The organism is Rhizobium sp. BK313 (genome assembly GCF_014193655.1).
GTDB lineage: Bacteria > Pseudomonadota > Alphaproteobacteria > Rhizobiales > Rhizobiaceae > Rhizobium.
The window spans coordinates 343,137-365,707 of record NZ_JACHZQ010000005.1 but is presented as its reverse complement, the minus strand read 5'-3'; the positions used below and the strand labels follow the sequence as shown (position 1 = coordinate 365,707).

The following is a 22,571-nucleotide window of genomic DNA, read 5'->3' as shown; positions in this document are numbered from 1 at the left end:
CGAACGCATTGCCAAAAAGAAGACCCTCGATCCATCGAGATGAACCGCTGCCGGATGCCGAGACGCATTCGGAAGGTTTTCGGCATACACGAGAAGCCACCCGTGGTGCTCTGGTGGAGGATTATGTCGAGCTGATCGCTGATCTCATCGATGACGGCAATGAGGCGCGGCAGGTGGATATCGCCGCAAGGCTCGGCGTGTCGCAGCCGACCGTCGCCAAGATGCTGGCGCGGCTCTGCGACGACGGGCTCGTGTCGCGGCGGCCTTATCGCGGGGTTTTCCTGACGGATGCAGGCAACAAGATCGCCCAAGACATCCGCGCTCGTCACCAGACGGTCGAAGCGTTCCTACGCTGGCTTGGCGTCAGCGCTGAAACGGCGCGGATCGACGCCGAGGGTATCGAACACCATGTCAGCGCCGAGACACTGAAAGCGTTCCGTCGCACGATGCAGCGCGACGGCTGATCTGGAGGGGCCCGCGAATTCTATTCCGCGGCGTCGTCGTGTTTGGAAATGGAATCGCGCACCACGCCATATTGGCTGCCCCAGCGGTCGGTCATGTCTGCGCGGATATCCCAGAGATCGGGAAAGAAACGATGGCGGGCGCCAGATTGCAGCAGGTCGACCGGCCGGCCCTTGAGGGATTTCGAGCCGAGCCCGATCGATCGCTGGATCAGATAGATATGGTTGGCGCGGAATTTCTGGAAGAGTTCGTCGAACTCCACCAAGGCCTCAGCAACGACATAGCTGTCGCCGTGATCGTATTTGCCGTCATAGACATCCTCGACCGTCAGTCCCTCTGCGTCGAGGTAGTGAGCCTTGAAGGCCCGCCAAAGATCCGGCGGCATACGCAGCAGGAACTTGAAGCCGGGTGATTCCTGGCCGCTGCCATTGCCGAGCTGCAGGCGGATCTGCTGATATTCCTTGGGCGACATGGTTTCGAGCAGGTCGAGCTGCGCCGTCATCATCCGCATCAGCCGATGCACGCGCCCCATCAGCGTCACGACGCGATGTGTATTGCTCTCTTCGATAAAGGCGATCACATCGACCAGCGTATAAGCGATGAGCTTCATCCAGAGCTCTTCAACCTGATGGACGATCTGGAATTGCAGTTCGTCGCCGTTGACCATCTCGCCCAATGGCTTCTGGCAGGCGAGCAGCTTGTCACATTGCAGGTAAACGCCGTAGTCGCGCATATCAGGCGCCTCGATGCGCGCGTAGTACTCTTCTTTATGCATTTTCGTTCCCTTTATCCGGCCTTTGGCCGCAAAGCATGTTTGCCTGCTGCAAGGATACGAAATTTCCGCTTGAACATTGTTCCTAATTGTCATCCAAAATCGAGAATCGGGAGCACGATCGGCTTCAAAGAGGGCAATGGAGAGAACGATGGACTTGGACGCGCTCGACCACAAGATTGTCGCCGCCCTGGAGGCCGACGCGCGCATCTCCTTTGCCGCGCTTGCCGATCTCGTCGGTCTCAGCAAGACGCCGTGCTGGAAGCGCGTTAAGGCGCTGGAAGACGCCGGTGTGATCAGAGGTTACCGGACGATCCTCGATCCGGCGCAGCTCGGCTTCGGTCTGGAAGCCTTCGTGCAGGTGTCGATCGATGTCGAGCTCTTCGAATCGTTCGAGGCGGCGGTGCGTCGCCATCCGCTGATCTGGCGCTGCCACGCGACGACCGGGGAGGCCGACTATCTCCTGCACATACTCGCCGCCGACATGGCCGCGCTTGACCGACTGTTGCGCCAGGAACTGAACCGGCTGCCCGGCGTGCGACATACAATGACATCGATGTCGACGCGCGAGATCAAGTCGGACATCTCGCTTGCTGACGCGTCGCGGCATATAGGGGGCGGCGGCCGCTAGTTTGCGCTTCGCCGCATCGACCCGATCACGCTGGACACCAGCTTCTCGCCGACATCGACCACGGGAAACGACTTGCCCGAGCGGAGCCATTCCGCAAAGAGGCCGTTCATGGAGCATTGGAAGGCGCGGGCGGCGGTATCGACGGTCCAGGCAGAAGCGAGCTTGCCTTGCCGATCGGCCATGTCGATCAGCTTCTGCAGCTTTTCGTACATTTCGGCATTGGCGGTGATGATACGCTGGGCAGTCTCGGAGGGATCCTCGGTGAATTCGCAGCCGAGAATCATGATGGCGAAGATGCGCTGCTGTTGCTCGTCATTCGCCAGGATATGAAGCACCTCGATCGAAGCCTGCTCGATCAGGCCGAGCGGATCGTCATGGCCATGTTCCAGCGCGTGGTCAACGATCGCCTCCTGCGGCAGGCGGATTTCGCTGTGGAGCGCCGTCAGCACCTCGGCTTTATCCTTGAAGTGCCAGTAGATGGCGCCGCGCGTCACGCCGGCACGCCTGGCGATTTTGTCGAGGCTGGAGCCGCTGACGCCGTTTTCATAAAAAACCTCGGCGGCGGCCGCCAAAACCTCCTCTCTGGTCTTGGCTGCATCTTCCTTGGTCCTGCGCATGCTGTCTCCCCCGATTTTTCCCGGAGGCGAGAAATTATTTCATCTCGCCCCAGATAATTGATTTTGCGTGATATTCGCTAAAAACCGCTGCGCAGTTTTCGCGATCACGCAAAAGGTCACGTCAATTTGATATTTACAATCATTCATGCATGTTTGTATGTTGCGCCGCAATAGAAAATCTAAAAACTCGCGGTGACTTCCATGACGGCGCATTCCTCCTTCTTCTTGCGCAGCAGCCTCATTGCGGTCGGGCTCCTCTTTCTCGGCGCGCTTTCCTCGCAAGCTCAGCAGGCCGGGCAGATGCCGCCGCCGCAGGTGACCGTGGTCGAGGTCAAGCCTCAGACGGTGCCGCTCACCTACGAATATGCTGCGCGCATCTCGGCCTATAGGCAAGTCGACGTGCGTGCCCGGGTCGGTGGTATCCTGTTGAAAAGGAACTTCGTCGAAGGCGCCGAAGTCAAAGCCGGCGATGTGCTTTTCCTGATCGACCCCGCCCCCTACGAGGCTGCCCTTGCCCAGGCCCAGGCCCAGTTGCAGCAGGCCCAGGCCCAATTGACCCAGGCGCAGCGTGAGGAAAAGCGCAACATCAACCTCTTCGATCAGAATGCCGTCACGCAGAAGGCGCGAGACGATGCGACGTCCACGCGCCAGTTGGCAGAAGCCGCAGTCGCGGCGGCGCAGGCGCAGGTGCAGACGGCGCAACTCAATCTCGACTACACGAAGGTCACTGCTCCTGTCGGCGGTATCACCAGTCTGGAGCAGGTCTCCGAAGGCAGCCTGATCGGCACGACGGGCGATACCGGCCTGCTGACGAGCATCACTCAGCTTGATCCTGTCTATGTCAACTTCTCCTTCTCGGATACGGAGGCCGCCGAAGTGCGCCGGCTGATCGATCTCAAGAAGGCCAAGGGACAAGCGCCGAATCTCGGCGTGAAGATCTCCTTCGGCGACGGCACGACCTATGACCATGACGGCGTTGTGGACTTCACTTCGTCCACCATCGATGTTTCGACGGGCACGCTGCAGGCCCGCGCCGTGGTCGACAACCCCATTCGCCGGCTGCTGCCCGGCCAGTTCGTGCGCGCTACCGTCACCGGTGTCTCGCTCGACAACGCGATTACCATTCCGGAAGTGGCGCTAATGCAGAGCCCGCAGGGCCAGTTCGTCTATACGATCGACAAGGACGGCAAAGCGCGTGTCAATCCGGTGACGCTCGGCCAGAAGGTCGGCAGCAACTGGCTGGTGCTGTCCGGCCTTAGTGCCGGCGACAAGCTGATCACGGAAGGCATCATCAAGGTGCGCCCCGGCTCACCGGTGCAGGCCGCCGAAGCTGCAACGCCTGCTGATGCGAACAAGGTGGCGCAAAACTGATGTTGGGCAACAGATTCTTCATCGATCGCCCCGTCTTCGCGGCGGTGATCTCGATCATCATCGTGCTTGCTGGTGTCGTCTGCCTGCGCATCCTGCCGATCGCGCAATATCCCGAGCTGACGCCGCCGCAGGTGGTCGTCACCGCCACCTATCCCGGCGCCAGTGCCGAGACGGTGGCCCAGACCGTCGCCGCACCGTTGGAACAGCAGATCAACGGCGTCGAAAACATGCTCTACATGCAGTCGACGAACTCCAACAGCGGCGCGATGCAGATCACCGTGACCTTCGCGCTCGGTACCGATCCGGACCAGGCGGCAATCAACGTCAACAATCGCGTGCAGCGCGCCGTTTCGACGCTGCCACAGGACGTGACCCGTCTCGGCGTCGTCGTCACCAAGCGCTCGACCTCGATCCTCGGCTTCGTGGCGATGTATTCCACCGACAGCCGCTACGATCGCGCCTTCGTCGGCAACTACGCGCTGCTCAACGTCATCGACGATCTCAAGCGCATTCCCGGCGTCGGTGACGTCAACCTACTCGGCGATATTGATTACTCCATGCGTATCTGGCTGAGGCCGGACAAGCTGGCGCAATATAATCTGACGCCGAGCGATGTCGCGACCGCCATCCAGGAGCAGAACTCACAGTTTGCCGCCGGCACTTTCGGCGATCAGCCCGACAACAATGCCCAGCCCTTCACCTATACCGTGACGACGCAAGGACGCCTGCCGGATGTCGATGCCTTCGGGGATATCATCCTGCGTTCGGACGCCAATGCTGCGACGCTGAGGCTGAAGGACGTGGCGCGCATCGAGCTCGGCACCAAGAGCTACTCTATCCAGAGCAGTCTGAACGGCACGCCGGCAATCCCCATCGCCGTTTATCTGCAGCCGGGCGCCAACGCGTTGAATACGATGTCGGCTCTGCGCGCGCGTCTCGACGAGCTGCAGAAGTCCTTCCCGCAGGGCATCTCCTACCAGATCCCGTACGACACGACCAAGTTCATCCAGGTGTCGATCGAGGAGGTGATCCACACCTTCATCGAAGCGATCCTGCTCGTCGTGATAGTCGTCTTCGTCTTCCTGCAGAACTGGCGGGCGACGCTCATTCCCGTCATCGCCGTGCCGATCTCGATCGTGGGCACCTTTGCCGGCATGTATGCGCTGGGATTCTCGATCAACCTGTTGACGCTGTTCGGCCTGGTGCTAGCCATCGGCATCGTGGTGGACGATGCGATCGTCGTGCTCGAAAACGTCGAGCGCCTGATGTCGACCGAAAAATTGTCGCCCAAAAAAGCGGCGATCAAGGCAATGGGCGAAGTGACCGGCCCGGTCATCGCCATTGTGCTGGTGCTTTGCGCGGTGTTTATCCCGGTCTCCTTCATGGGCGGCCTGGCTGGCCAGATGTACAAGCAGTTCGCCGTCACCATCGCGATCTCGGTCATTCTATCTGGTATTGTGGCACTGACGCTGACGCCGGCGCTCTGCGCGCTGATCCTGAAGCCCGGTCATCATGAGCCGGTGTTGCCGTTCCGCATCTTCAATCGCGCTTTCGACCGGCTGACGCGAGGCTATACGGCGGGTGTCGCCTTTTTCCTGAAGCGCGCCCTGCTTGGCTGCGTGCTCGTCGCCGGCCTGCTCGGAGCGACCGGCTATCTCTTCTATACGCTGCCTGGATCGCTGGTACCGGATGAAGATCAGGGCGTGCTGTTCGAACTCGCCATCCTGCCGCCGGCAGCGTCCCTGCCGCGCACGCAAGCGGTGATGGATCAGGCGCTGATCAACACCAAGAAGATCCCAGGGGTCGACGACGTCTTCGCCGTCTCCGGTTTCGATCTGCTTTCGGGCGGCCTGAAGAGTAGCGCTGGCGTCGCTTTCGTGACGCTGAAGGATTGGAGCCAGCGCACCACGCCCGCATTGGACGCCCGCAATCTCGCCGGTCCTCTGATCGGCGCCAACATGGGCATCAAGGACGCCATGGTGCTCGCCTTCAACCCGCCGCCGATCCAGGGCCTCTCGACCACAGGCGGTTTCGAAGTCTATGTCCAGGACCGCACCGGCAAGAGCGTTCAGGGGCTGGCCGAACAGACGAACAAGCTGGTAGCGGCCGCTTCCAAACGGCCCGAGCTGACGGCGGTGCGCACCACGCTCGACACCAACGTACCGCAGTTCCGCGCCGATCTCGACCGCGAGAAGGCCAAGGCCTTGGGCGTGCCGATCAACTCGGTTTTCGACGCCATGCAGGCGACCTTCGGCAGCCTCTATGTCAACGACTTCACGCTCTACGGCCGCAACTATCAGGTCAACCTGCAGTCGGAGGCACCGTTCCGTGAGTCGCCCGACGACCTGCGCCAGGTCTTCGTCCGCTCCGACAGCGGCAAGATGATCCCACTCGACACGCTCATCAAGGTGACGCGCGTCATCGGGCCGGATCAGCTCGAACGCTACAATGCCTTCAACGCTGCCAAGATCACCGGCAATCCGGCACCCGGCTACACCTCGGGCGATGCGATCAAGGCGATGCAGGAAGTGGCGGCGCAGACACTGCCCGAGGGGTTCCAGATCGCCTGGACGGGCTCGGCCTATCAGGAGCTGGAAACCGGCGGCGCCGGCACGCAGGCGATGATCTTCGGCATCATCATGGTGTTCCTGATCCTTGCCGCGCAGTACGAAAAGTGGAGCCTGCCGCTTGCCGTCATCACCGCGATCCCCTTCGCGCTGTTCGGCGCGCTGCTCGCCACCTATCTGCGCGGACTCACCAACGACGTCTATTTTCAGATCGGCATGGTGACGCTCATCGGTCTGGCGGCGAAGAACGCCATCCTGATCGTCGAGTTCGCGGTTCTGAAACGAAAGGACGGTATGAGCGCCGGCGAGGCGGCGCTCGAAGCGGCGCGCCTGCGCTTCCGTCCGATTGTCATGACCTCTCTTGCCTTCATCCTCGGCGTCGTTCCGCTGGCGATCAGCACCGGCGCAGGTTCCGCGAGCCGCCACGCCATCGGCACCGGCGTCATTGGCGGCATGCTGGCGGCGACCTTCATCGCCACCTTCTTCATTCCGATGTTCTACCGTCTAATCGCCTGGAAGCAGCCGAAGCCGGATGAGGATGACGAGGATGAAGAGGTCAGCCATCGCCATGCCGAGGCGGCGGAGTAGGGACCAAGTCCCGCCAATCGAACATCGACTTTGAAAATGGCGCCTTCTGGCGCCATTTTATTATGTAAATCAAAGGTCGTTCGGCAGGGACTCGCCTGCTGATCCTCTCTTGCCCAACAGAAATTTCCCGCCATGATGATGAAAACGCGGGGTTCTGTTTCATGGCTTTTTTCGAGAGCATGCTGACACTGATGCTGGTGGCGCTGATCGCGCTTCAGCCGTCGCGGCGGTTAGGTATTCCCTATCCGACCATGCTGGCGATCGCCGGCGTGCTGGTCGCCATGCTGCCTTGGGCGCCGGCCATCTCCATCGATCCGGCGTTGGCGTTGGCGCTGTTCATCGCGCCCGCTTTGTTCGATGCTGCCTATGACCTGCCGCCGCGGACGTTGAAGCAGAATTGGATACCGCTGATCTCGCTGGCCGGTATTGCGGTCGTTTTGACGACTGCCGCGGTCGCCTGGGTCGGCGTTGCCTATGCCGGCCTGCCGGTTGCCGCGGCCATCGCGCTCGGCGCCATCGTCGCGCCGCCGGATGCGGCGGCTGCCACCGCCATGCTTGGTCGCTTCAACCTGCCGCGGCGCACGTTTACGGTGTTGAAGGGCGAAAGCTTGCTCAACGACGCGGTAGCGCTGTTGATCTTCGGCGCCGCTGTGGCCGCCGCTTCCGGGGCGATTTCGGCTGTCGAACTCGTTCCTCGGCTGGCGCTTGCCGCGCCTGGCGGCATCCTTCTCGGCATCTTGCTTGGCTATGTCTATATGCGAATCGGGCCGCGCCTTGCCGGCACGCTCGGCGGTTCGCTGTTCGAATTCGTCGCCACTTTCGGTGTCTGGGTGATTGCCGAGCGGCTGCATCTCTCCGCGGTTCTCACCATGGTCGCCTATGCCATGGTGATTGCCCGCGAGATGCCGGAACGGCAATCGGCGCGCAACCGGCTGCATTCCTATTCCATCTGGGAAGCGACCATTTTCATGCTGAACGTGCTTGCCTTCCTGCTGATGGGTATGCAGGCACGCACCACCGTCCTGCAGCTCTATCAGCACGATCTCAGCTCCGCCATCGTCTTCGCCGGCTTGGTTTTCCTCACAGTCGTCCTTGTCCGCATGGCCTGGTTGTTGTTTTCCAACCGTTTACTCCACTATCTCCACGCCGCCGGCATTTTCACCGCCCCGCCGCTGCGCTTAGCGTCGTGCTCGGCACTCTGGTCGTGCAAGGTCTGACGCTCGGGCCGTTGATCCGCCTGTTGAAATTCGAGCGGGACGAATCGTTAAAGCACGATATCGACGGCGCTCGCCTCGCGCTGATCGATACCGCGCTGCACGAACTTGAGCCGATGCAGGACAGCAAGGGTGCCGCGACGCTGCGTGTCCTCTATCGCGGTGATAGGGAACTGGCGATTCAAGGTCTGCATCCGCGCGAGGCCAGCGAGATTGACACCATCAAGCGGCTGATAATCAAGGCCAAACGCACCAAACTCGCCGCCATGCGCCGCAGCGGCGCCATCGACGACGACGTATTTCATGTGCTTGAGGAAGAACTCGACTGGGCAGAACTCGGAGCCTCGCCTCCGGGCCAATTCGAGATTGTGGAGGGGTGAGACGCGGTCGGGCATAGCCCGAACAATCGACCCAGTGGCTCGACTACAGTGTCGGGCGCCCCTAGCTCGGCGACGGGCAATTTGATGCGACCAGCGCGGAACTCTTCCAAAAAAAACGAGGCCCGGAAGCCCGGACCTCATCCTCTGATTCCACCAAAGCCAGGGTGCGCCATTACATCTTGGTCATGCCCTTCTCGGCGTTTTCCATATGCGTCACACAAGTTTTCATCTTGTGCGCCTTCATGGCATCCTTCGCCATGGCTACCTGTTTGGTGGCGGCTGTCTTTTTCGTCTGATCGGTCATTGCATCCACCTTGGTCTGCAAGGCCATGATGGAAGCGTCATCACATTTGGCCATGCCTGCGGCATAGGCCGGCATCGTACCCGCAACCGCAACCACGGCCGCGATCAAAATCGATCTCAGCATGTGCATTTCCTCCGAAAGGGCATAATCGCCCGGTGAGCAAACGTGCCATGCCTGCGGGCGTTCCTTTTTTGAGGGTACCTGCGACAATTAGACCATTCTAAAGGAATGGGCATTAAATGCCGGCGTACCATTCGTAGCCGCGATCTTCCCAGAAGCCGCCATTGCCACCCCAGAGATCGTTGAATTTGTCGCGAATCTCGATACGCATCACGTATTTGGCGTGCTTGTAGCCGAGATGGCGCTCGACGCGCAGACGCAGCGGCGCGCCATGTGCGACTTCCAGATCCTTGCCGTTCATCGAATAAGCGAGGATGGTCTGCGGATGAAAGGCGTCGATCAGGTCGATGCTTTCATAATAACGGCCACTGCCGTCCAGCGTCTGTTCCAATTCGTCGGCACAATAAAACACCGCATATCGCGCTCCCGGCTTCAGGCCCGCGCTTTGCAGGATGAGACCGAGGGGCACGCCCGTCCATTTTCCGATAGCACTCCAACCCTCGACACAGTCGTGGCGCGTTATCTGCGTGCGCGACGGCAGTTTCTTCAGATCCTCGAGCGAAAATTCCATCGGCTGATTGACCATGCCGTCAACCTTCAGTTTCCAGTTGGCAAAGCGGTTCGCTACCATCTCGGCATATTCCTCGCTGCCGGGATCGGTGGTGCCGTTCGGGTGGAAGTTCGGCGAGATGTCCTTATCGGTATATTCGCGGGCGAGCGCCTGCGGCGAGACGAGCAGGCGCTGCGTGCGCATCGTCAAGCCTTCCGCCAGCGCCAGCACTTTCTGGACGCTCTGGTTTTGAGTGACGTCGTCGCAGCCGGTGAGGCCCACTGCGCCTAGGGCGGCGGCGGAACCGATGAGAAAGCGGCGGCGGGAGACGATCTTGCTCATGCGTCCTCTCCTTCAGTGCGAATGGCGTAACGGCCGGTCACCATCGAACGCATGTTGTTCCAGAGCCCGGACAAAATGACCATTGCCACATGCACGAGCACGAAAAGCACGATCGTCCAGGCGGTGATGAAATGAATGCCGCGCGCTGTCTGCCGTCCGCCGAAGAAATCCAGCAGGAACGGATAGCCGGCGTCGATGCCGGGCGACATGGTGAGGCCGGTCGCCAACATCAACGGCAACAAGATGAAGATGACAATCAGATAGGTCAGCTTTTGCAGCGCGTTGTATCGCTTCGCCTTTTCGCCCTTCGGAAAGCGCAGGCGCGCATGTTCGATGATCTCGTGCCAGATATTATGCGGCGATATCTCGGCCCCGGTCGGTGCCAGGTCACGACGGAAATGGCCGGCAATGAAGCCATAAAGCAAATAGATCAGCCCGTTGAAGACGAAAAGCCAGGCAAAGAAGAAGTGCCAGCGCCGGCCGGCGGCCAGGTCCTGATAGCTCGGGATTGTCGCCCAGGCCGGGAAGGCGCGTTCGGCCCATTGGCCGTCTTCTTTCGAGGCGCCGAGCAGGCCTGTCGTCGGGATCGTCAGGCTGCCGACCCGAAAATTTCCGTAAGGCTGGGTATCGCCATCGGTGGCCGATATTGCCAGCCAGGACGGATCGCCGTCACCGCCATATTGTCCCCAATAGAGCGAGGGGTGGGCGTTGAAAATCTGCATGCCGCTCATCAGAAGCAGCGAGAGACACAATACGTTCAGCCAATGAGTGAGGCGCGTGACGATCGAATGCCGGCGGATATAGATCGTACGAGGGCGCACGGGCGGCGCACCGGTCGCATCGATGTCGGCCATGGCTAGGCTCCTCTTAAAATCTTCGATGAATCCGGGATAGCTGGTTGGATCATACCACGAAAAAGACCAGAAAAGGTGGCGGCGCTCCGTCAGCGAGGGGGGCTGAAAAAAGGAGCGCCGCGCGGCAGGCCTCGACGGGGGGCGGGTGTCGAATGGCCTGCAAGCTTTTCCCTGACGGGAAAGATCACATCTGACGGGAAAGATCACATCGGCGGAACGGTGCCGTTGACGCCGACGGCGACGCGGTCTGTGGAAACCATGCCATCGCCGGCGGTTTCACCGGTGATGAAGACGCCAGCGCCGGCCTTCAGGTCATCCTTGGTCGCCGAGGCGAAGGTTACGACCGGCGTGCCTTCCGGAATGTTGATCTTCTTCTCGCCGCCCTTGTAGGTCAGCGTCAGCGTCGGGCCATTGACCGACTTGACGGCACTGGCAACCGTGGCGTTGGTCATCGAGCTGTTCGGCTTTGAATCCCAGGGGCGGTCGCCTTCGCCGGTGCCCTTCATCGAGGCCGGAAAGATTACGACTTCAATAGCGCCTGCGACGCCGCTATCGGTTGGCTCGTTGGCAATGCCGACAAAATCGCCAGGCTTGATATCGGCGGCCGAAGCCTTGGTTACGCCGGTGACGGCCCAGCCGGATTTCAGCATCACGGTGATGTCCTTGCCGTCCCGGGACTTGACCTTGAGGGTATCGCCATCGAGGCTTTCGATCGTGCCACGCACGCGGACGCGATCGGCTGCATTGGCGCCCTGCAGCGCAGCGAGCGTTACGACAGCGCCGGCGGCCAGCGCCAATACGCCCTTCGTCAGATTCTTGCGGTCCATGGATAGTCTCCCTTGAGATACCTACTAATCGGTAGGTTTTCGACATGGCGGCCGAGGCCAACCAACCAAATTTCCTTGCGTGAGCATCGGCGGGAACCGGCAACTCGACTGCAACGGGCCAATCCTATCTACCACTCGGTAGCTCCGCCAATCAAACAAGCGTGAGAGTGGCGTTACCCGTCCGGATCACGAAAACGGATTGATTTCAATGGCGAAGGCCCAGCCGGTCGAACAGCGGCTCGACAATGGTGGCAAAGACCACAGGGTCGCCATAGGCCCGCGCCGAGAGCATGGCGCCATGCACGGTCGCCATGAAGGAGAGAGCTTCCTCAGCAGCCGGACGTGGCAAAACGAGACGGCCTTCGGCCGCGCCTTTTTCCATCACGGCCGCAAGCCAGCCGGACAGATCGCGGAAATGCCCGCGCACTTCGACGGCAACATCGGCCGGCAACACCGGCAATTCGGCGGCCAACATGGCGCAGATGCAGAAAGGGGCGGAGTTGTCTCTGATGCAGGTTTCCCAGAAGCCCGTATAGGCTCGAAGCCGGGCAACGGGATCGGCAATATTGGCATCGGCTCCGGCGAGGCCCTGCCGCGCCTCTTGCCGATAACGCGCCACGACGATCCTGACGAGATCGGCCTTGGTCGGAAAATGGTGATGAATGCTGGCCTTACGAATCCCTACCTGCGCCGAAATATCGGCGAAGCTGAAGCTGTTGTAGCCGCCCGCGATGATCAGGCCTCGGGCCGATTGGACGATTTCGTCTGCTTTTGTCGAAATATTACTCATCTGTTTTGCCTACCTATTGGTAGGGTGTCTGTCAAGTCTGTACAGCGGGCCGCGACATCGGCAATATCCCGCCAATTCGGCCTGGTTTGAATCGGCCGTTTTCCACCCTCAGAAGCCGACAAATCCGGGATTGTGGTTGAAACTTTCAATCCTGACGCTACGTTTCAGCCCTTAAAGGCTGGTTGCCTCAAAATTCCCTTGCTGTATCTGTATGGCGTCGAACTCGGAAGGTTGGAGGACCGAAATGATCGCGATTCGTCCACTTTTGATCGGCCTTACCCTTATTCTGGCGCTAGTGCTGATTGCTCTCAGCATCCTGCTGGTCAATCCTGTGCACCCAATCCATCAATCGGACAACCTCATCCCAATGCAGACCGAACCCGTGCAGCGCCAGTAGTGTAGCAGGTTTCAGCTCGACGGCGTGAAGCGCGCCACCAACGTATGACGGTCACCGGGATAGGTGAGACGGACGTGGGTAATCGGTCCGAGGCCACTCCAGGTGCGCCGCTCGATGACGAGGCAGGCGGTGCCTTTGGCGATATCGAGGCTCGCAGCCGCTTCGCCCTCCGCAGGAATGGCGCGAATCTGGTGTTCGGCCGTGCTCCACGGTACCTGATTGATCAGCCACGGTCCCGGCGGCAATTCGTCGAAATCGACTTGGTCCGCCTCCGGCACAGCGTCGAGATTGATGACGCGGTCCTCCAGACAGAAGGGCCGGCGGCCGGCGTAGTGAATGCAGGTGATTTCCAGCACTGAAACCGCGCCGGCAAATTGCAGTCGCCGCCCGTCTTCGGGGCGGCCCTTGCGCTTGGCACGCTTCACGATCCTATGGGAGTAGGGCAGGTTCAGCGAGAGGATTTCTGATTTGATGTCGTGGATTTCCAGCACCGCCGACTGTGCTTGCGGCTGGGTGACGAAACTCCCTGAACGCTTGCGCCGCTCGATCAACCCGGCGCGGGCAAGCTGCGTCAGCACCTTGTTCACCGTCATGCGCGAACAATCATATTGTTCCGCAAGGGCAAGCTCGAAGGGAATGCGATGGCCGGGCGGCCAATCGCCGGAAACGATCCGGCTCTCGATATCGCTCAGGATACGCTGATGCAAGGTCGCCTCTTTGCCTGTGGTCATGCCGCCGACCGTTTCCTCATGAGACCTGGATTTCGCCGCTTTATCATTCAGGATTCAGTATGCCGTGAGGAAAAGCTCTTTTTCAACCGATTAGTTCGGTCATTGCAGCGCGGAATCGTGCGGAGATTGTTTCCCGCCTGTTGTGCCGGCCGCCTTCGACCTGTTTGCGGCCCTGCGTCCAGACGCTATCGACAGCAACGCCGCCGGCAAATATCCACTGATCGAGGATCTGGTCGCCCGAGAGATAGGGAACGCCGCTGATATCGAGTGAAACCATATCGGCGTAATGGCCGATGGCGAGCCCGGCCGGCGCCTTCAATGCCGCGCCGCCGCCGGCAAGCGCATGATCGAACAACGCACGCGCCGTGGAGCCGCCCGGTGTGGCGACGACATTGCGGGCCCTCAGCGCCAGGCGCTGCGAATATTCGAGATGCCGCAGCTCTTCCGGAACGGAGATCAGGATGTTGGAGTCCGAGCCGATGCCATAGTGGCCGCCTTCCTCCAGGAAAAGCGGTGCGGAAAAAGTACCGTCGCCGAGATTGGCTTCCGTCACCGGGCAGAGGCCGGCAATAGCACCGCTTTTGGCCATCCGCCGGGTTTCGTCGTCGGTCATGTGGGTCGCATGGATCAGGCACCAGCGTGCGTCGACGGGGGCGTGATCGAGCAGCCATTCGACCGGTCGTGCGCCGGACCAGGCGACACAATCCTCGACTTCCTTCGTTTGCTCGGCGACATGGATATGGATCGGCCCGTTGCCGGCGAGCGGTACGAGTTTTGCCAACTCGTCGGGCGTCACTGCCCGCAAGCTATGTGGGGCAAGGCCGAGTTCTGCGCCGTGCAGGCGGCTTGTTACCGTTCGGCAGCCGGCCATCAGCGATTCGAAGCGATCGAGTGAATTGATGAAGCGCCGCTGGCCGTCGATGGGGGCCGCACCGCCAAAGCCGGAATGGGCGTAGAAGACCGGAAGAAGTGTCAAACCGATGCCGGTCTCGGCGCTTGCCGCGCCGATGCGCTCGGCCAGCTCGGCGATATTGGCATAGGGGCTGCCGTCCTTGTCGTGGTGCAGATAATGGAACTCGCCGACACGAGAAAACCCGGCTTCCAGCATTTCCATATAGAGCTGCGCGGCCACCGCCTCGACATGATCGGGGGTCATCGACAGCGCGAACTTGTACATGACGGTCCGCCAGCTCCAGAAGCTGTCGTTCGCTGGCCCCCGGACTTCGGCAAGGCCGGCCATGGCGCGTTGAAAGGCATGGCTGTGTAAATTCGGCATCGCAGGCACCAGAATGTCGTGCCGCTCGTCGCCGGCCTCTGCCGCAACATCGGTCTCGATACCGGTAATGCGACCATCTGCCAGGGTTAGCCGGATATTCTCCCGCCAACCATCCCGAAGCAGTGCCGAACGCGCATGAAGTTTCGCCATGGTCCAACCCTTTCCTTTTGGATGCCGAGTCCAAAATCCCTCTTGTCAGCCTTTTTATTATGTATATACATTATGAGCCCATAAGGAAAGGCGTAAAGCTGATGAGTGGGAACAATTCTTCCAAGGATAGCATGCGGTCCGAAGGCAAAAGCCGCCTTTGGCGCAATGCCCGTCTGGCGACATTGAAAGAGGGTAGGCCTGGGCTCGGCATTGTCGAGAACGGTGCGATCCTGAGCCGGGACGGCGACATCGTTTTCGCAGGTAGCGAAAGCGATGTGCCCGAGATCGGCGACGCCGAAACCATCGATCTTGGAGGTCGCTGGGTCACGCCCGGTCTTGTCGATTGTCACACGCACATCGTTCACGGTGGCAATCGCGCCCGCGAATTCGAAATGCGGTTGGAAGGCGCGAGTTACGAAGAGATCGCCCGCGCCGGCGGCGGCATCGTCTCCTCGGTCAACGCGACCCGCGCGCTATCCGTCAATGACCTCATCGCCACAGCCCTGCCGCGCCTTGATACACTGCTTGCCGAAGGGGTCACCACGATCGAGGTGAAGTCCGGCTATGGCCTCAGCATCGAATCCGAACTGAAGATGTTGCAGGCTGCCCGTGCGCTGGAAGATGCCCGTCCGGTCCGTGTCGTCACCTCCTATCTCGCGGCGCATGCGACGCCGGCGGAGTACAAAGGCCGCAATGGCGATTACATCGCGGAGGTCGTTCTGCCCGGTCTGGAGGAGGCGCATGCAAAGGGCCTCGTCGATGCCGTCGACGGCTTTTGCGAGGGCATCGCCTTTTCGCCCGCCGAGATCGCCCGTGTCTTCGATCTGGCCAAGTCGCTCGGCATTCCCGTGAAACTGCATGCCGAGCAACTCTCCAATCTCAGCGGTGCCAAACTTGCCGCCTCCTATGGTGCTCTCTCCGCCGACCATCTCGAATATCTCGATGAGGATGGCGTGAAAGCGATGGCAGCGGCCGGCACGGTCGCGGTCCTCCTGCCCGGTGCCTTCTATGCGATCCATGAGAAGCAGAAGCCGCCGGTCAAGGCGTTGCGCGAGGCAGGTGTTGCGATCGCCATCGCCACCGATTGCAATCCCGGCACCTCGCCGTTGACCTCGATGCTGCTGACAATGAACATGGCGGCAACCCTTTTCGGCCTGACGGTCGAGGAGTGCATCGCGGGCGCTACCCGCGAGGGTGCCCGCGCGCTCGGCCTGCTTTCCAGGACCGGCACGCTGGAGACCGGCAAGTCGGCCGATTTCGCCATTTGGGATATCGAAAGTCCTGCCGAGCTCGTCTATCGCATCGGCTTCAATCCGCTCCATGCCCGCATCTTCAAGGGAGAAAGATTCGATCGATGACCGTCACTCTCCATCCGGGCTCCGTCTCGCTGAAACAACTGGCAGCAATCTATTGGGCCGGCGAGCCTGCCAAGCTTGATGCCTCCTTCGATGCCGGCATTGCCAAAGCCGCTGCCCGTATTGCCGAGATCGCCGCCGGCAACGCGCCGGTCTATGGCATCAATACCGGCTTCGGCAAACTGGCCTCCATCAAGATCGACAGCGCAGATGTCGCAACCCTGCAGCGCAATCTCATCCTCTCGCATTGCTGCGGCGTCGGCCAGCCGCTGCCGGAGAACGTCGTCCGCCTGATCATGTCGCTCAAGCTGATCTCGCTCGGCCGCGGTGCTTCCGGCGTGCGTCTGGAACTGGTGCGGCTGATCGAGGCGATGCTTGCGAAGGGCGTCGTGCCAGTCATCCCCGAAAAGGGGTCCGTCGGCGCCTCCGGCGATCTCGCACCGCTCGCGCATATGACGGCCGTGATGATGGGCCATGGCGAAGCCTTTTATGCCGGCGAACGGCTGGATGGCGCTGCAGCGCTGAAAAAGGCCGGACTGACGCCCGTCGTGCTTGCCGCCAAGGAAGGGCTGGCGTTGATCAACGGCACACAGGTCTCGACAGCGCTTGCGCTGGCCGGCCTTTTCCGCGCCCATCGCGCCGCGCAGGCTGCATTGATCACCGGGGCCATGTCGACCGACGCCGCGATGGGGTCATCAGCGCCGTTCCATCCCGATATCCACGCGCTGCGCGGCCATAAGGGTCAAATCGACACAGCCGCCGCGCTGCGCCATCTGCTCACCGGTTCCGTTATCCGCGAGAGCCATATCGAAGGTGACGAGCGCGTCCAGGACCCTTATTGCATTCGTTGCCAGCCGCAGGTCGACGGCGCCTGCCTCGATCTCTTGCGTTCGGTTGGCCGCACGCTGGAAATCGAAGCGAACGCGGTCACCGACAATCCGCTTGTCCTTTCCGACAATTCCGTCGTGTCCGGCGGCAATTTTCATGCCGAGCCGGTGGCTTTTGCCGCCGATCAGATCGCCATCGCCGTCTGCGAGATCGGCGCGATCTCGCAGCGCCGCATCGCGCTACTGGTCGATCCGGCGCTGAGTTACGGCCTGCCGGCTTTCCTCGCCAAGAAGCCTGGTCTCAACTCCGGACTGATGATTGCTGAAGTCACCTCCGCAGCGTTGATGTCGGAAAACAAACAGATGTCGCATCCGGCGTCCGTCGATTCGACGCCGACGTCAGCCAATCAGGAAGACCATGTGTCCATGGCCTGCCATGGCGCCCGCCGACTGCTGCCGATGACCGACAATCTCTTCGGCATCATCGGCATCGAGGCGTTGACGGCGGCACAAGGCGTCGAGCTGCGCGCGCCGCTGACGACAAGCCCCGAACTGACGCTCACCATTGCCACCATCCGCGCTGTCGTGCCGGCACTCGATGAAGATCGCTACATGGCAAACGACCTCAAGGCCGCGAGCGACCTCGTCGCCTCCGGCGCGCTCAATGCATCCGTGTCCGCCGGCATCCTGCCCTCTCTGGAGATATGACATGACCAACCCACGCCATAATATCCGTGAAATCCGTGCGCCCCGCGGCCCGGAACTCAACGCCAAGAGCTGGATGACCGAAGCACCGCTCCGCATGTTGATGAACAATCTCGATCCCGACGTTGCGGAAAATCCGAACGAGCTGGTCGTCTACGGCGGCATTGGCCGCGCCGCCCGTACGTGGGACGACTTTGACCGCATTGCCGCGACGCTGAAGACCTTGACCGAGGAAGAGACGCTGCTGGTGCAATCCGGTAAGCCGGTGGGTGTTTTCCGCACTCACAAGGACGCCCCGCGTGTCCTGATCGCCAATTCCAACCTTGTGCCGCATTGGGCAACTTGGGATCATTTCAACGAGCTGGATAAGAAGGGTCTTGCCATGTACGGCCAGATGACGGCCGGCTCGTGGATCTATATCGGCACGCAGGGCATCGTGCAGGGCACCTACGAGACCTTCGTCGAAGCTGGCCGCCAGCATTACGGTGGGAACCTCAAGGGCAAGTGGATCCTAACCGGCGGCCTCGGTGGCATGGGCGGCGCACAGCCTCTGGCGGCCGTCATGGCCGGCGCCTGCTGCCTTGCCGTCGAATGCGACGAGACCCGCATCGATTTCCGCCTGCGCACCCGCTATGTCGACGAAAAGGCGAAGACGCTCGACGAAGCGCTTGCGCTGATCGACAAGTGGACGAAAGCCGGCGAGGCAAAATCGGTCGGCCTGCTCGGCAACGCCGCCGAAATCTTCCCGGAACTGGTGAAGCGCATGCAGGCGGGCGGCCCGCGTCCCGATATCGTCACCGACCAGACCTCGGCGCATGATCCATTGAACGGCTACCTGCCGCTCGGCTGGACCGTGGCCGAAGCGAAGGCGAAGCGCGAGAGCGACCCGAAGGCTGTCATCGCCGCTGCCCGCGCCTCGATGAAGGTGCATGTCGAAGCCATGGTCGACTTCTGGAATGCAGGCGTGCCGACACTCGACTACGGCAACAATATCCGCCAGGTCGCCAAGGACGAAGGCTTCGAAAACGCCTTCGCCTTCCCGGGCTTCGTGCCAGCCTACATCCGTCCGCTCTTCTGCCGCGGCATCGGCCCGTTCCGCTGGGCCGCGCTCTCGGGCGATCCGGAGGATATCTACAAGACCGACGCCAAGGTGAAGGAGCTGCTGCCCGACAACAAGCACCTGCACAACTGGTTGGACATGGCACGCGAGCGCATCGCCTTCCAGGGTCTGCCGGCACGCATCTGCTGGGTCGGTCTGGGTGATCGCCATCGTCTCGGTCTTGCTTTCAACGAAATGGTCAAGAACGGTGAGCTGAAGGCGCCTGTCGTCATCGGCCGCGACCATCTGGACTCTGGCTCGGTCGCTTCGCCGAACCGCGAAACGGAAGCGATGAAGGACGGCTCGGATGCCGTGTCCGACTGGCCGCTGTTGAACGCGCTGCTCAACACCGCATCCGGCGCCACCTGGGTATCCCTGCATCACGGCGGCGGCGTCGGCATGGGCTTCAGCCAGCATTCCGGCATGGTCATCTGCGCCGACGGCACGGATGATGCAGCAAGGCGCCTGGAGCGTGTTCTCTGGAACGATCCGGCCACCGGCGTCATGCGCCATGCCGATGCCGGTTACGAGATCGCCATCGATTGCGCCAAGGAGCAGGGGTTGCGCCTGCCGGGCATCCTGGGGAACTGAAATGAAACTTCTGCGCGCCAGTGATTACAAGCGCATGCCCTGGAAAAACGGCGGCGGCGAAACAGTGGAAATCGCCGTTTCGCCCGACGGCGCCGGGCTTGCCGGCTTCGACTGGCGCGTCAGCATGGCGACGGTTGCCACGGATGGTCCGTTCTCGGTCTTTCCGGGCATTGATCGTACGCTATCCATTCTCGAGGGAGAGGGCATGGCCCTCTTCATCGAGGGGCACGAGCCGAAGCGTCTGACACAGGCAAGCGATCCACTACCCTTTGCGGCAGATGCGCCGACCTCGGCCACTTTGATCGACGGGACGATCACAGATCTCAACGTTATGACGCGACGCGGGAAGCTGGAACATTCGGTAAGACGCGTCGGCGTTGCTGGCCTTGGTGAGCTGGTGTTCCATGGCGAGGTGGCGTTGGTTCTTTGCCATCGTGGCCAAATCGATATTGGAGATCAGAAGCTTTCGGCGGGCGATTGTCTGCTTATCGAGGCGGCGGCTGGAAAGCGGCATTCAGCTTCAGGGGCGGCACAGCTGTTTGTGATCGAAATTCAGGCGGCGTAGCGAGGCTCCGCCTCTCTGTCTGCGCCCTCTGCTTTTATGACGATCCGTCCTTCTCTCCACCCTCTGCTTGACACTCGCAGGCCCCGCATATCCTATTGCCGCAGAGCAAAGAGGATGCCCGTATGAGCGACGATCAGACCCCCGCCGACAGCAAGCTCACCACCTCGAAGCGCCGCTGGGCAGCCGAGGGCAAGTTTCTGACCGGGCGGATCAGCCGGCCGGAAACCGAGCGTTTGCCGCCCGGGCAGCATCTCGTAAAGAACTGGCCGGTGCTCGATCTCGGCCAGCAGCCGCAGGTTCCGCTTTCGAGCTGGCGGCTCGATGTGCGCGGTTTGGTGGAGACGCCGCTGAGCCTCGATTGGGGCGCCTTCCAGGCGATTGAACAGAGCACCAAAGTCAGCGATATCCACTGCGTCACCACCTGGTCGCGTTACGACAACCGGTGGGAAGGTGTCTCGACGCGCGACCTGCTGGACCTCGCAATGCCGAAGGCCGAGGCGCACTATGTCATGCTGACGAGCTATGACGGTTACACGACCAATCTACCGCTCGCCGATTTCGCAGCCGAAGACGCGATCCTCGCCACCGCCTGGGAAGGCCAGCCTTTGACGCGCGACCATGGCGGGCCGATGCGTCTTGTCGTGCCGCATCTTTATTTCTGGAAGAGCGCCAAGTGGCTGACCCGCATCGAGCTGATGGCCGCCGACAAAGCCGGTTTCTGGGAGGAGAACGGTTATCATATGTTCGGCGATCCCTGGCGCGAGCAGCGCTATTCCGACGACTGAGGCTCCGGCCATTTCCGCAAATGGGTGCTGCGGGCGGGAGGGCTGCTAAATGAGGCAGAGTCTCCCAGGACCGATCATCGGGACTGTACTCCTTCCGCGGGCTGCCGATTTTTGATAGCGCAATGTTCGATTGCGGCTTTGCAACCAGTGGCAATGGGCGTATGCATTGATCATATGATTGATGTCGGATAAGTCCGGCGATCCGTAACGCCATTCCCTGAAATCCCATGTCATGACCGCCGTTCAGACCACAGAGCAGCCTTCCGAAGAAAGTTTCGGCCGGCAATCCCGCATCATCGCCTTCGTCGTCGCCGTTGCCTTCTTCATGCAGATCCTGGACGGCACGATCGTCACGACCTCGTTGCCGCAGATGGCAATGACTTTCGGCGTCGAGCCGGTGTCGATGAGCATCGGCATCACCGTCTACCTGCTGACCATGGCGGCCTTCGTGCCGCTGGCGGGTTGGGCAGGCGATCGTTACGGCGCCCGGCGGGTATTCTTGGCATCGATCACCATCTTCACCGTCGCCTCGCTGTTTTGCGGCCTCTCCGGCAATCTCATGGCGTTTGTCATTGCCCGTGCCGTCCAGGGCATCGGCAGTGCGCTGATGACGCCGGTCGGCCGCATCATCGTGCTGAAAAACGCCCGCAAATCCGATCTCGTACATGCCATGTCGATGATCACGTGGCCCGCCCTGACCGCGCCGGTCATCGGCCCCGTGCTCGGCAGCTACATCACCACCTATCTGAGCTGGCACTGGAATTTCCTGATCAATATTCCGATCGGCATCATCGGCCTCGGCCTGGTCCTGCGATTCGTGCCGGATCAGCGGGAGGAGAAGGTCGCGCCGCTCGATTTCATCGGCTTCCTTCAATCGGCGGCGGGGCTGACTTTCCTGCTCGCCGGTCTCGAATTCGTCGTTCAGGGTACCACCGGTCTTGCGGTCAGTGTCGGCCTGATAGCCGCCGGCGCTGTCTTTTCCATCATCGCCACCAGGCGTTTCATGAGGGTCGACGCGCCGCTGCTCGATCTCTCCGCCTTCAAGATACAGACCTTCGCCATGTCGACGCTTTCGGCCGGTACGGCGAGCCGGGTCGCGATCAACGCCACGCCCTTCCTGATCCCGCTGCTCTTCCAGGTCGGCTTCGGCCGCACGGCGATCAACGCCGGCACCTATCTGCTGTTCTACTTCGCCGGCAATCTCGGCATGAAGGCGATCACGACGCAGATGCTGAAAGCCTTCGGCTTCCGCAACGTGCTCGTCTTTAATGGCCTCATTTCATCGGCCAGCATCGGCGCATGCGCGTTTCTGTCCCCGGCGACGCCGGATCTGCTGATCTATTGCCTGCTATTTATTGCCGGCCTTTCGCGGTCGATGAACTTCACCGCGCTGAATACGCTCGGCTTTGCTGATATTCACGCCGCACAGCGCAGCTCTGCCTCGACTCTATCGAGTATGCTGCAGCAAGTGTCACTGCTACTCGGCGTTGCCGTCGCCGCCGCGGTTCTCAATCTCTCCCGCACGATTCATGGCGGCGAGAGCCTTTCTCTCGTCGATTTCCACTGGGCTTTCCTCGTTGTCGGCCTGATCGGGGCCGTCTCCGCGCTGCGCTTCGTCAGCCTGCCGCACGATGCCGGCGCGGAAGTGTCGCGGCATCGCGTGAAGATGTGATGCAAGTCCATCAAACCAGCGTGACGTCC

The 22,571-nt window shown here is 61.1% G+C and carries 22 protein-coding genes; 13 read left to right on the top strand and 9 right to left on the bottom strand.

Annotation, left to right across the window (positions count from 1 at the left end; genetic code table 11):
* Window positions 1-8: 8 nt before the first annotated feature.
* The gene (gene mntR, locus FHT86_RS25235; RefSeq protein WP_133708925.1) at window positions 9-464 is read left to right on the top strand and encodes a manganese-binding transcriptional regulator MntR; all 456 of its coding nucleotides are present in this window, start codon (window positions 9-11) and stop codon (window positions 462-464) included.
* Window positions 465-484: 20 nt separating this feature from the next.
* Here the strand turns inward: mntR and FHT86_RS25230 are convergent, their stop codons facing one another.
* Window positions 485-1,237 (bottom strand): tryptophan 2,3-dioxygenase family protein, encoded by a 753-nt coding sequence (locus FHT86_RS25230; protein ID WP_133708926.1) that lies wholly within the window; start codon window positions 1,235-1,237, stop codon window positions 485-487.
* A 148-nt stretch (window positions 1,238-1,385) separates the two neighbouring features.
* On the opposite strand from FHT86_RS25230, the gene FHT86_RS25225 reads away from it, so the two are divergent.
* Complete coding sequence (locus FHT86_RS25225) at window positions 1,386-1,865, top strand: Lrp/AsnC family transcriptional regulator (protein ID WP_133708927.1); 480 nt, start codon at window positions 1,386-1,388, stop codon at window positions 1,863-1,865.
* On the opposite strand, the gene FHT86_RS25220 is transcribed toward FHT86_RS25225, so the two are convergent.
* The gene (locus FHT86_RS25220; RefSeq protein WP_133708928.1) at window positions 1,862-2,482 is read right to left on the bottom strand and encodes a TetR family transcriptional regulator; all 621 of its coding nucleotides are present in this window, start codon (window positions 2,480-2,482) and stop codon (window positions 1,862-1,864) included. The genes FHT86_RS25225 and FHT86_RS25220 overlap by 4 nt on opposite strands.
* A gap of 300 nt (window positions 2,483-2,782) precedes the next feature.
* Between FHT86_RS25220 and FHT86_RS25215 the strand changes: the two genes are divergently transcribed.
* The 4 genes from FHT86_RS25215 to FHT86_RS38170 all read left to right on the top strand — a co-directional run bounded on the left by FHT86_RS25215 (window position 2,783) and on the right by FHT86_RS38170 (window position 8,602).
* Window positions 2,783-3,853 (top strand): efflux RND transporter periplasmic adaptor subunit, encoded by a 1,071-nt coding sequence (locus tag FHT86_RS25215; RefSeq protein WP_246779659.1) that lies wholly within the window; start codon window positions 2,783-2,785, stop codon window positions 3,851-3,853.
* Window positions 3,853-7,008 (top strand): efflux RND transporter permease subunit, encoded by a 3,156-nt coding sequence (locus FHT86_RS25210; RefSeq protein WP_133708930.1) that lies wholly within the window; start codon window positions 3,853-3,855, stop codon window positions 7,006-7,008. The genes FHT86_RS25215 and FHT86_RS25210 overlap by 1 nt, the downstream gene beginning before the upstream one ends.
* Before the next feature lie 161 nt (window positions 7,009-7,169).
* A complete protein-coding gene (locus tag FHT86_RS25205; RefSeq protein WP_246779642.1) occupies window positions 7,170-8,225 on the top strand; it encodes a cation:proton antiporter in 1,056 nt (351 codons plus the stop codon).
* A gap of 11 nt (window positions 8,226-8,236) precedes the next feature.
* Window positions 8,237-8,602 carry a hypothetical protein gene (locus FHT86_RS38170; protein ID WP_246779641.1) on the top strand — a complete coding sequence of 122 codons (366 nt, stop codon included), beginning with the start codon at window positions 8,237-8,239 and terminating at the stop codon, window positions 8,600-8,602.
* Between the two features lie 172 nt (window positions 8,603-8,774).
* On the opposite strand, the gene FHT86_RS25200 is transcribed toward FHT86_RS38170, so the two are convergent.
* The 5 genes from FHT86_RS25200 to FHT86_RS25180 all read right to left on the bottom strand — a co-directional run bounded on the left by FHT86_RS25200 (window position 8,775) and on the right by FHT86_RS25180 (window position 12,389).
* Window positions 8,775-9,029 carry a hypothetical protein gene (locus FHT86_RS25200; protein WP_133708931.1) on the bottom strand — a complete coding sequence of 85 codons (255 nt, stop codon included), beginning with the start codon at window positions 9,027-9,029 and terminating at the stop codon, window positions 8,775-8,777.
* Window positions 9,030-9,141: 112 nt separating this feature from the next.
* Window positions 9,142-9,918 (bottom strand): molybdopterin-binding protein, encoded by a 777-nt coding sequence (locus tag FHT86_RS25195; protein ID WP_133708932.1) that lies wholly within the window; start codon window positions 9,916-9,918, stop codon window positions 9,142-9,144.
* The gene (locus FHT86_RS25190) at window positions 9,915-10,772 is read right to left on the bottom strand and encodes a cytochrome b/b6 domain-containing protein (protein ID WP_133708933.1); all 858 of its coding nucleotides are present in this window, start codon (window positions 10,770-10,772) and stop codon (window positions 9,915-9,917) included. The genes FHT86_RS25195 and FHT86_RS25190 overlap by 4 nt, the downstream gene beginning before the upstream one ends.
* Window positions 10,773-10,975: 203 nt before the next feature.
* Window positions 10,976-11,599, bottom strand: coding sequence for a hypothetical protein (locus FHT86_RS25185; RefSeq protein WP_133708934.1), 624 nt, complete (start codon window positions 11,597-11,599; stop codon window positions 10,976-10,978).
* A 205-nt stretch (window positions 11,600-11,804) separates the two neighbouring features.
* A complete protein-coding gene (locus FHT86_RS25180) occupies window positions 11,805-12,389 on the bottom strand; it encodes a TetR/AcrR family transcriptional regulator (RefSeq protein WP_133708935.1) in 585 nt (194 codons plus the stop codon).
* A 244-nt stretch (window positions 12,390-12,633) separates the two neighbouring features.
* Here FHT86_RS25180 and FHT86_RS25175 point away from each other — a divergent pair, with 244 nt between their 5' ends.
* Complete coding sequence (locus tag FHT86_RS25175; RefSeq protein WP_166656864.1) at window positions 12,634-12,786, top strand: hypothetical protein; 153 nt, start codon at window positions 12,634-12,636, stop codon at window positions 12,784-12,786.
* A gap of 11 nt (window positions 12,787-12,797) precedes the next feature.
* On the opposite strand, the gene hutC is transcribed toward FHT86_RS25175, so the two are convergent.
* Together hutC and FHT86_RS25165 are read right to left on the bottom strand one after the other, a co-directional pair.
* Window positions 12,798-13,517 carry a histidine utilization repressor gene (gene hutC / locus FHT86_RS25170; RefSeq protein WP_133708936.1) on the bottom strand — a complete coding sequence of 240 codons (720 nt, stop codon included), beginning with the start codon at window positions 13,515-13,517 and terminating at the stop codon, window positions 12,798-12,800.
* Between the two features lie 82 nt (window positions 13,518-13,599).
* Window positions 13,600-14,943, bottom strand: coding sequence for a formimidoylglutamate deiminase (locus tag FHT86_RS25165; protein ID WP_133708937.1), 1,344 nt, complete (start codon window positions 14,941-14,943; stop codon window positions 13,600-13,602).
* 101 nt (window positions 14,944-15,044) lie between these two features.
* Here FHT86_RS25165 and hutI point away from each other — a divergent pair, with 101 nt between their 5' ends.
* The 6 genes from hutI (at window position 15,045) to FHT86_RS25135 (ending at window position 22,542) form a co-directional block, all read left to right on the top strand.
* Window positions 15,045-16,301: an imidazolonepropionase gene (gene hutI / locus FHT86_RS25160; protein ID WP_133708938.1), complete on the top strand. Its 1,257-nt coding sequence runs from the start codon at window positions 15,045-15,047 to the stop codon at window positions 16,299-16,301.
* Entirely contained in the window at window positions 16,298-17,833 is a 1,536-nt protein-coding gene (gene hutH / locus FHT86_RS25155) for a histidine ammonia-lyase (protein ID WP_133708939.1), read from the top strand. The genes hutI and hutH overlap by 4 nt, the downstream gene beginning before the upstream one ends.
* 1 nt (window position 17,834) lies before the next feature.
* Entirely contained in the window at window positions 17,835-19,520 is a 1,686-nt protein-coding gene (gene hutU, locus FHT86_RS25150) for a urocanate hydratase (RefSeq protein WP_133708940.1), read from the top strand.
* Between the two features lies 1 nt (window position 19,521).
* On the top strand, window positions 19,522-20,085 hold the full coding sequence (locus tag FHT86_RS25145) for a HutD family protein (protein WP_133708941.1): 564 nt from the start codon (window positions 19,522-19,524) through the stop codon (window positions 20,083-20,085).
* 122 nt (window positions 20,086-20,207) lie between these two features.
* Window positions 20,208-20,870 carry a sulfite oxidase-like oxidoreductase gene (locus tag FHT86_RS25140; protein ID WP_133708942.1) on the top strand — a complete coding sequence of 221 codons (663 nt, stop codon included), beginning with the start codon at window positions 20,208-20,210 and terminating at the stop codon, window positions 20,868-20,870.
* Window positions 20,871-21,102: 232 nt separating this feature from the next.
* The gene (locus FHT86_RS25135) at window positions 21,103-22,542 is read left to right on the top strand and encodes an MFS transporter (RefSeq protein WP_133708943.1); all 1,440 of its coding nucleotides are present in this window, start codon (window positions 21,103-21,105) and stop codon (window positions 22,540-22,542) included.
* Window positions 22,543-22,571 lie beyond the last annotated feature (29 nt).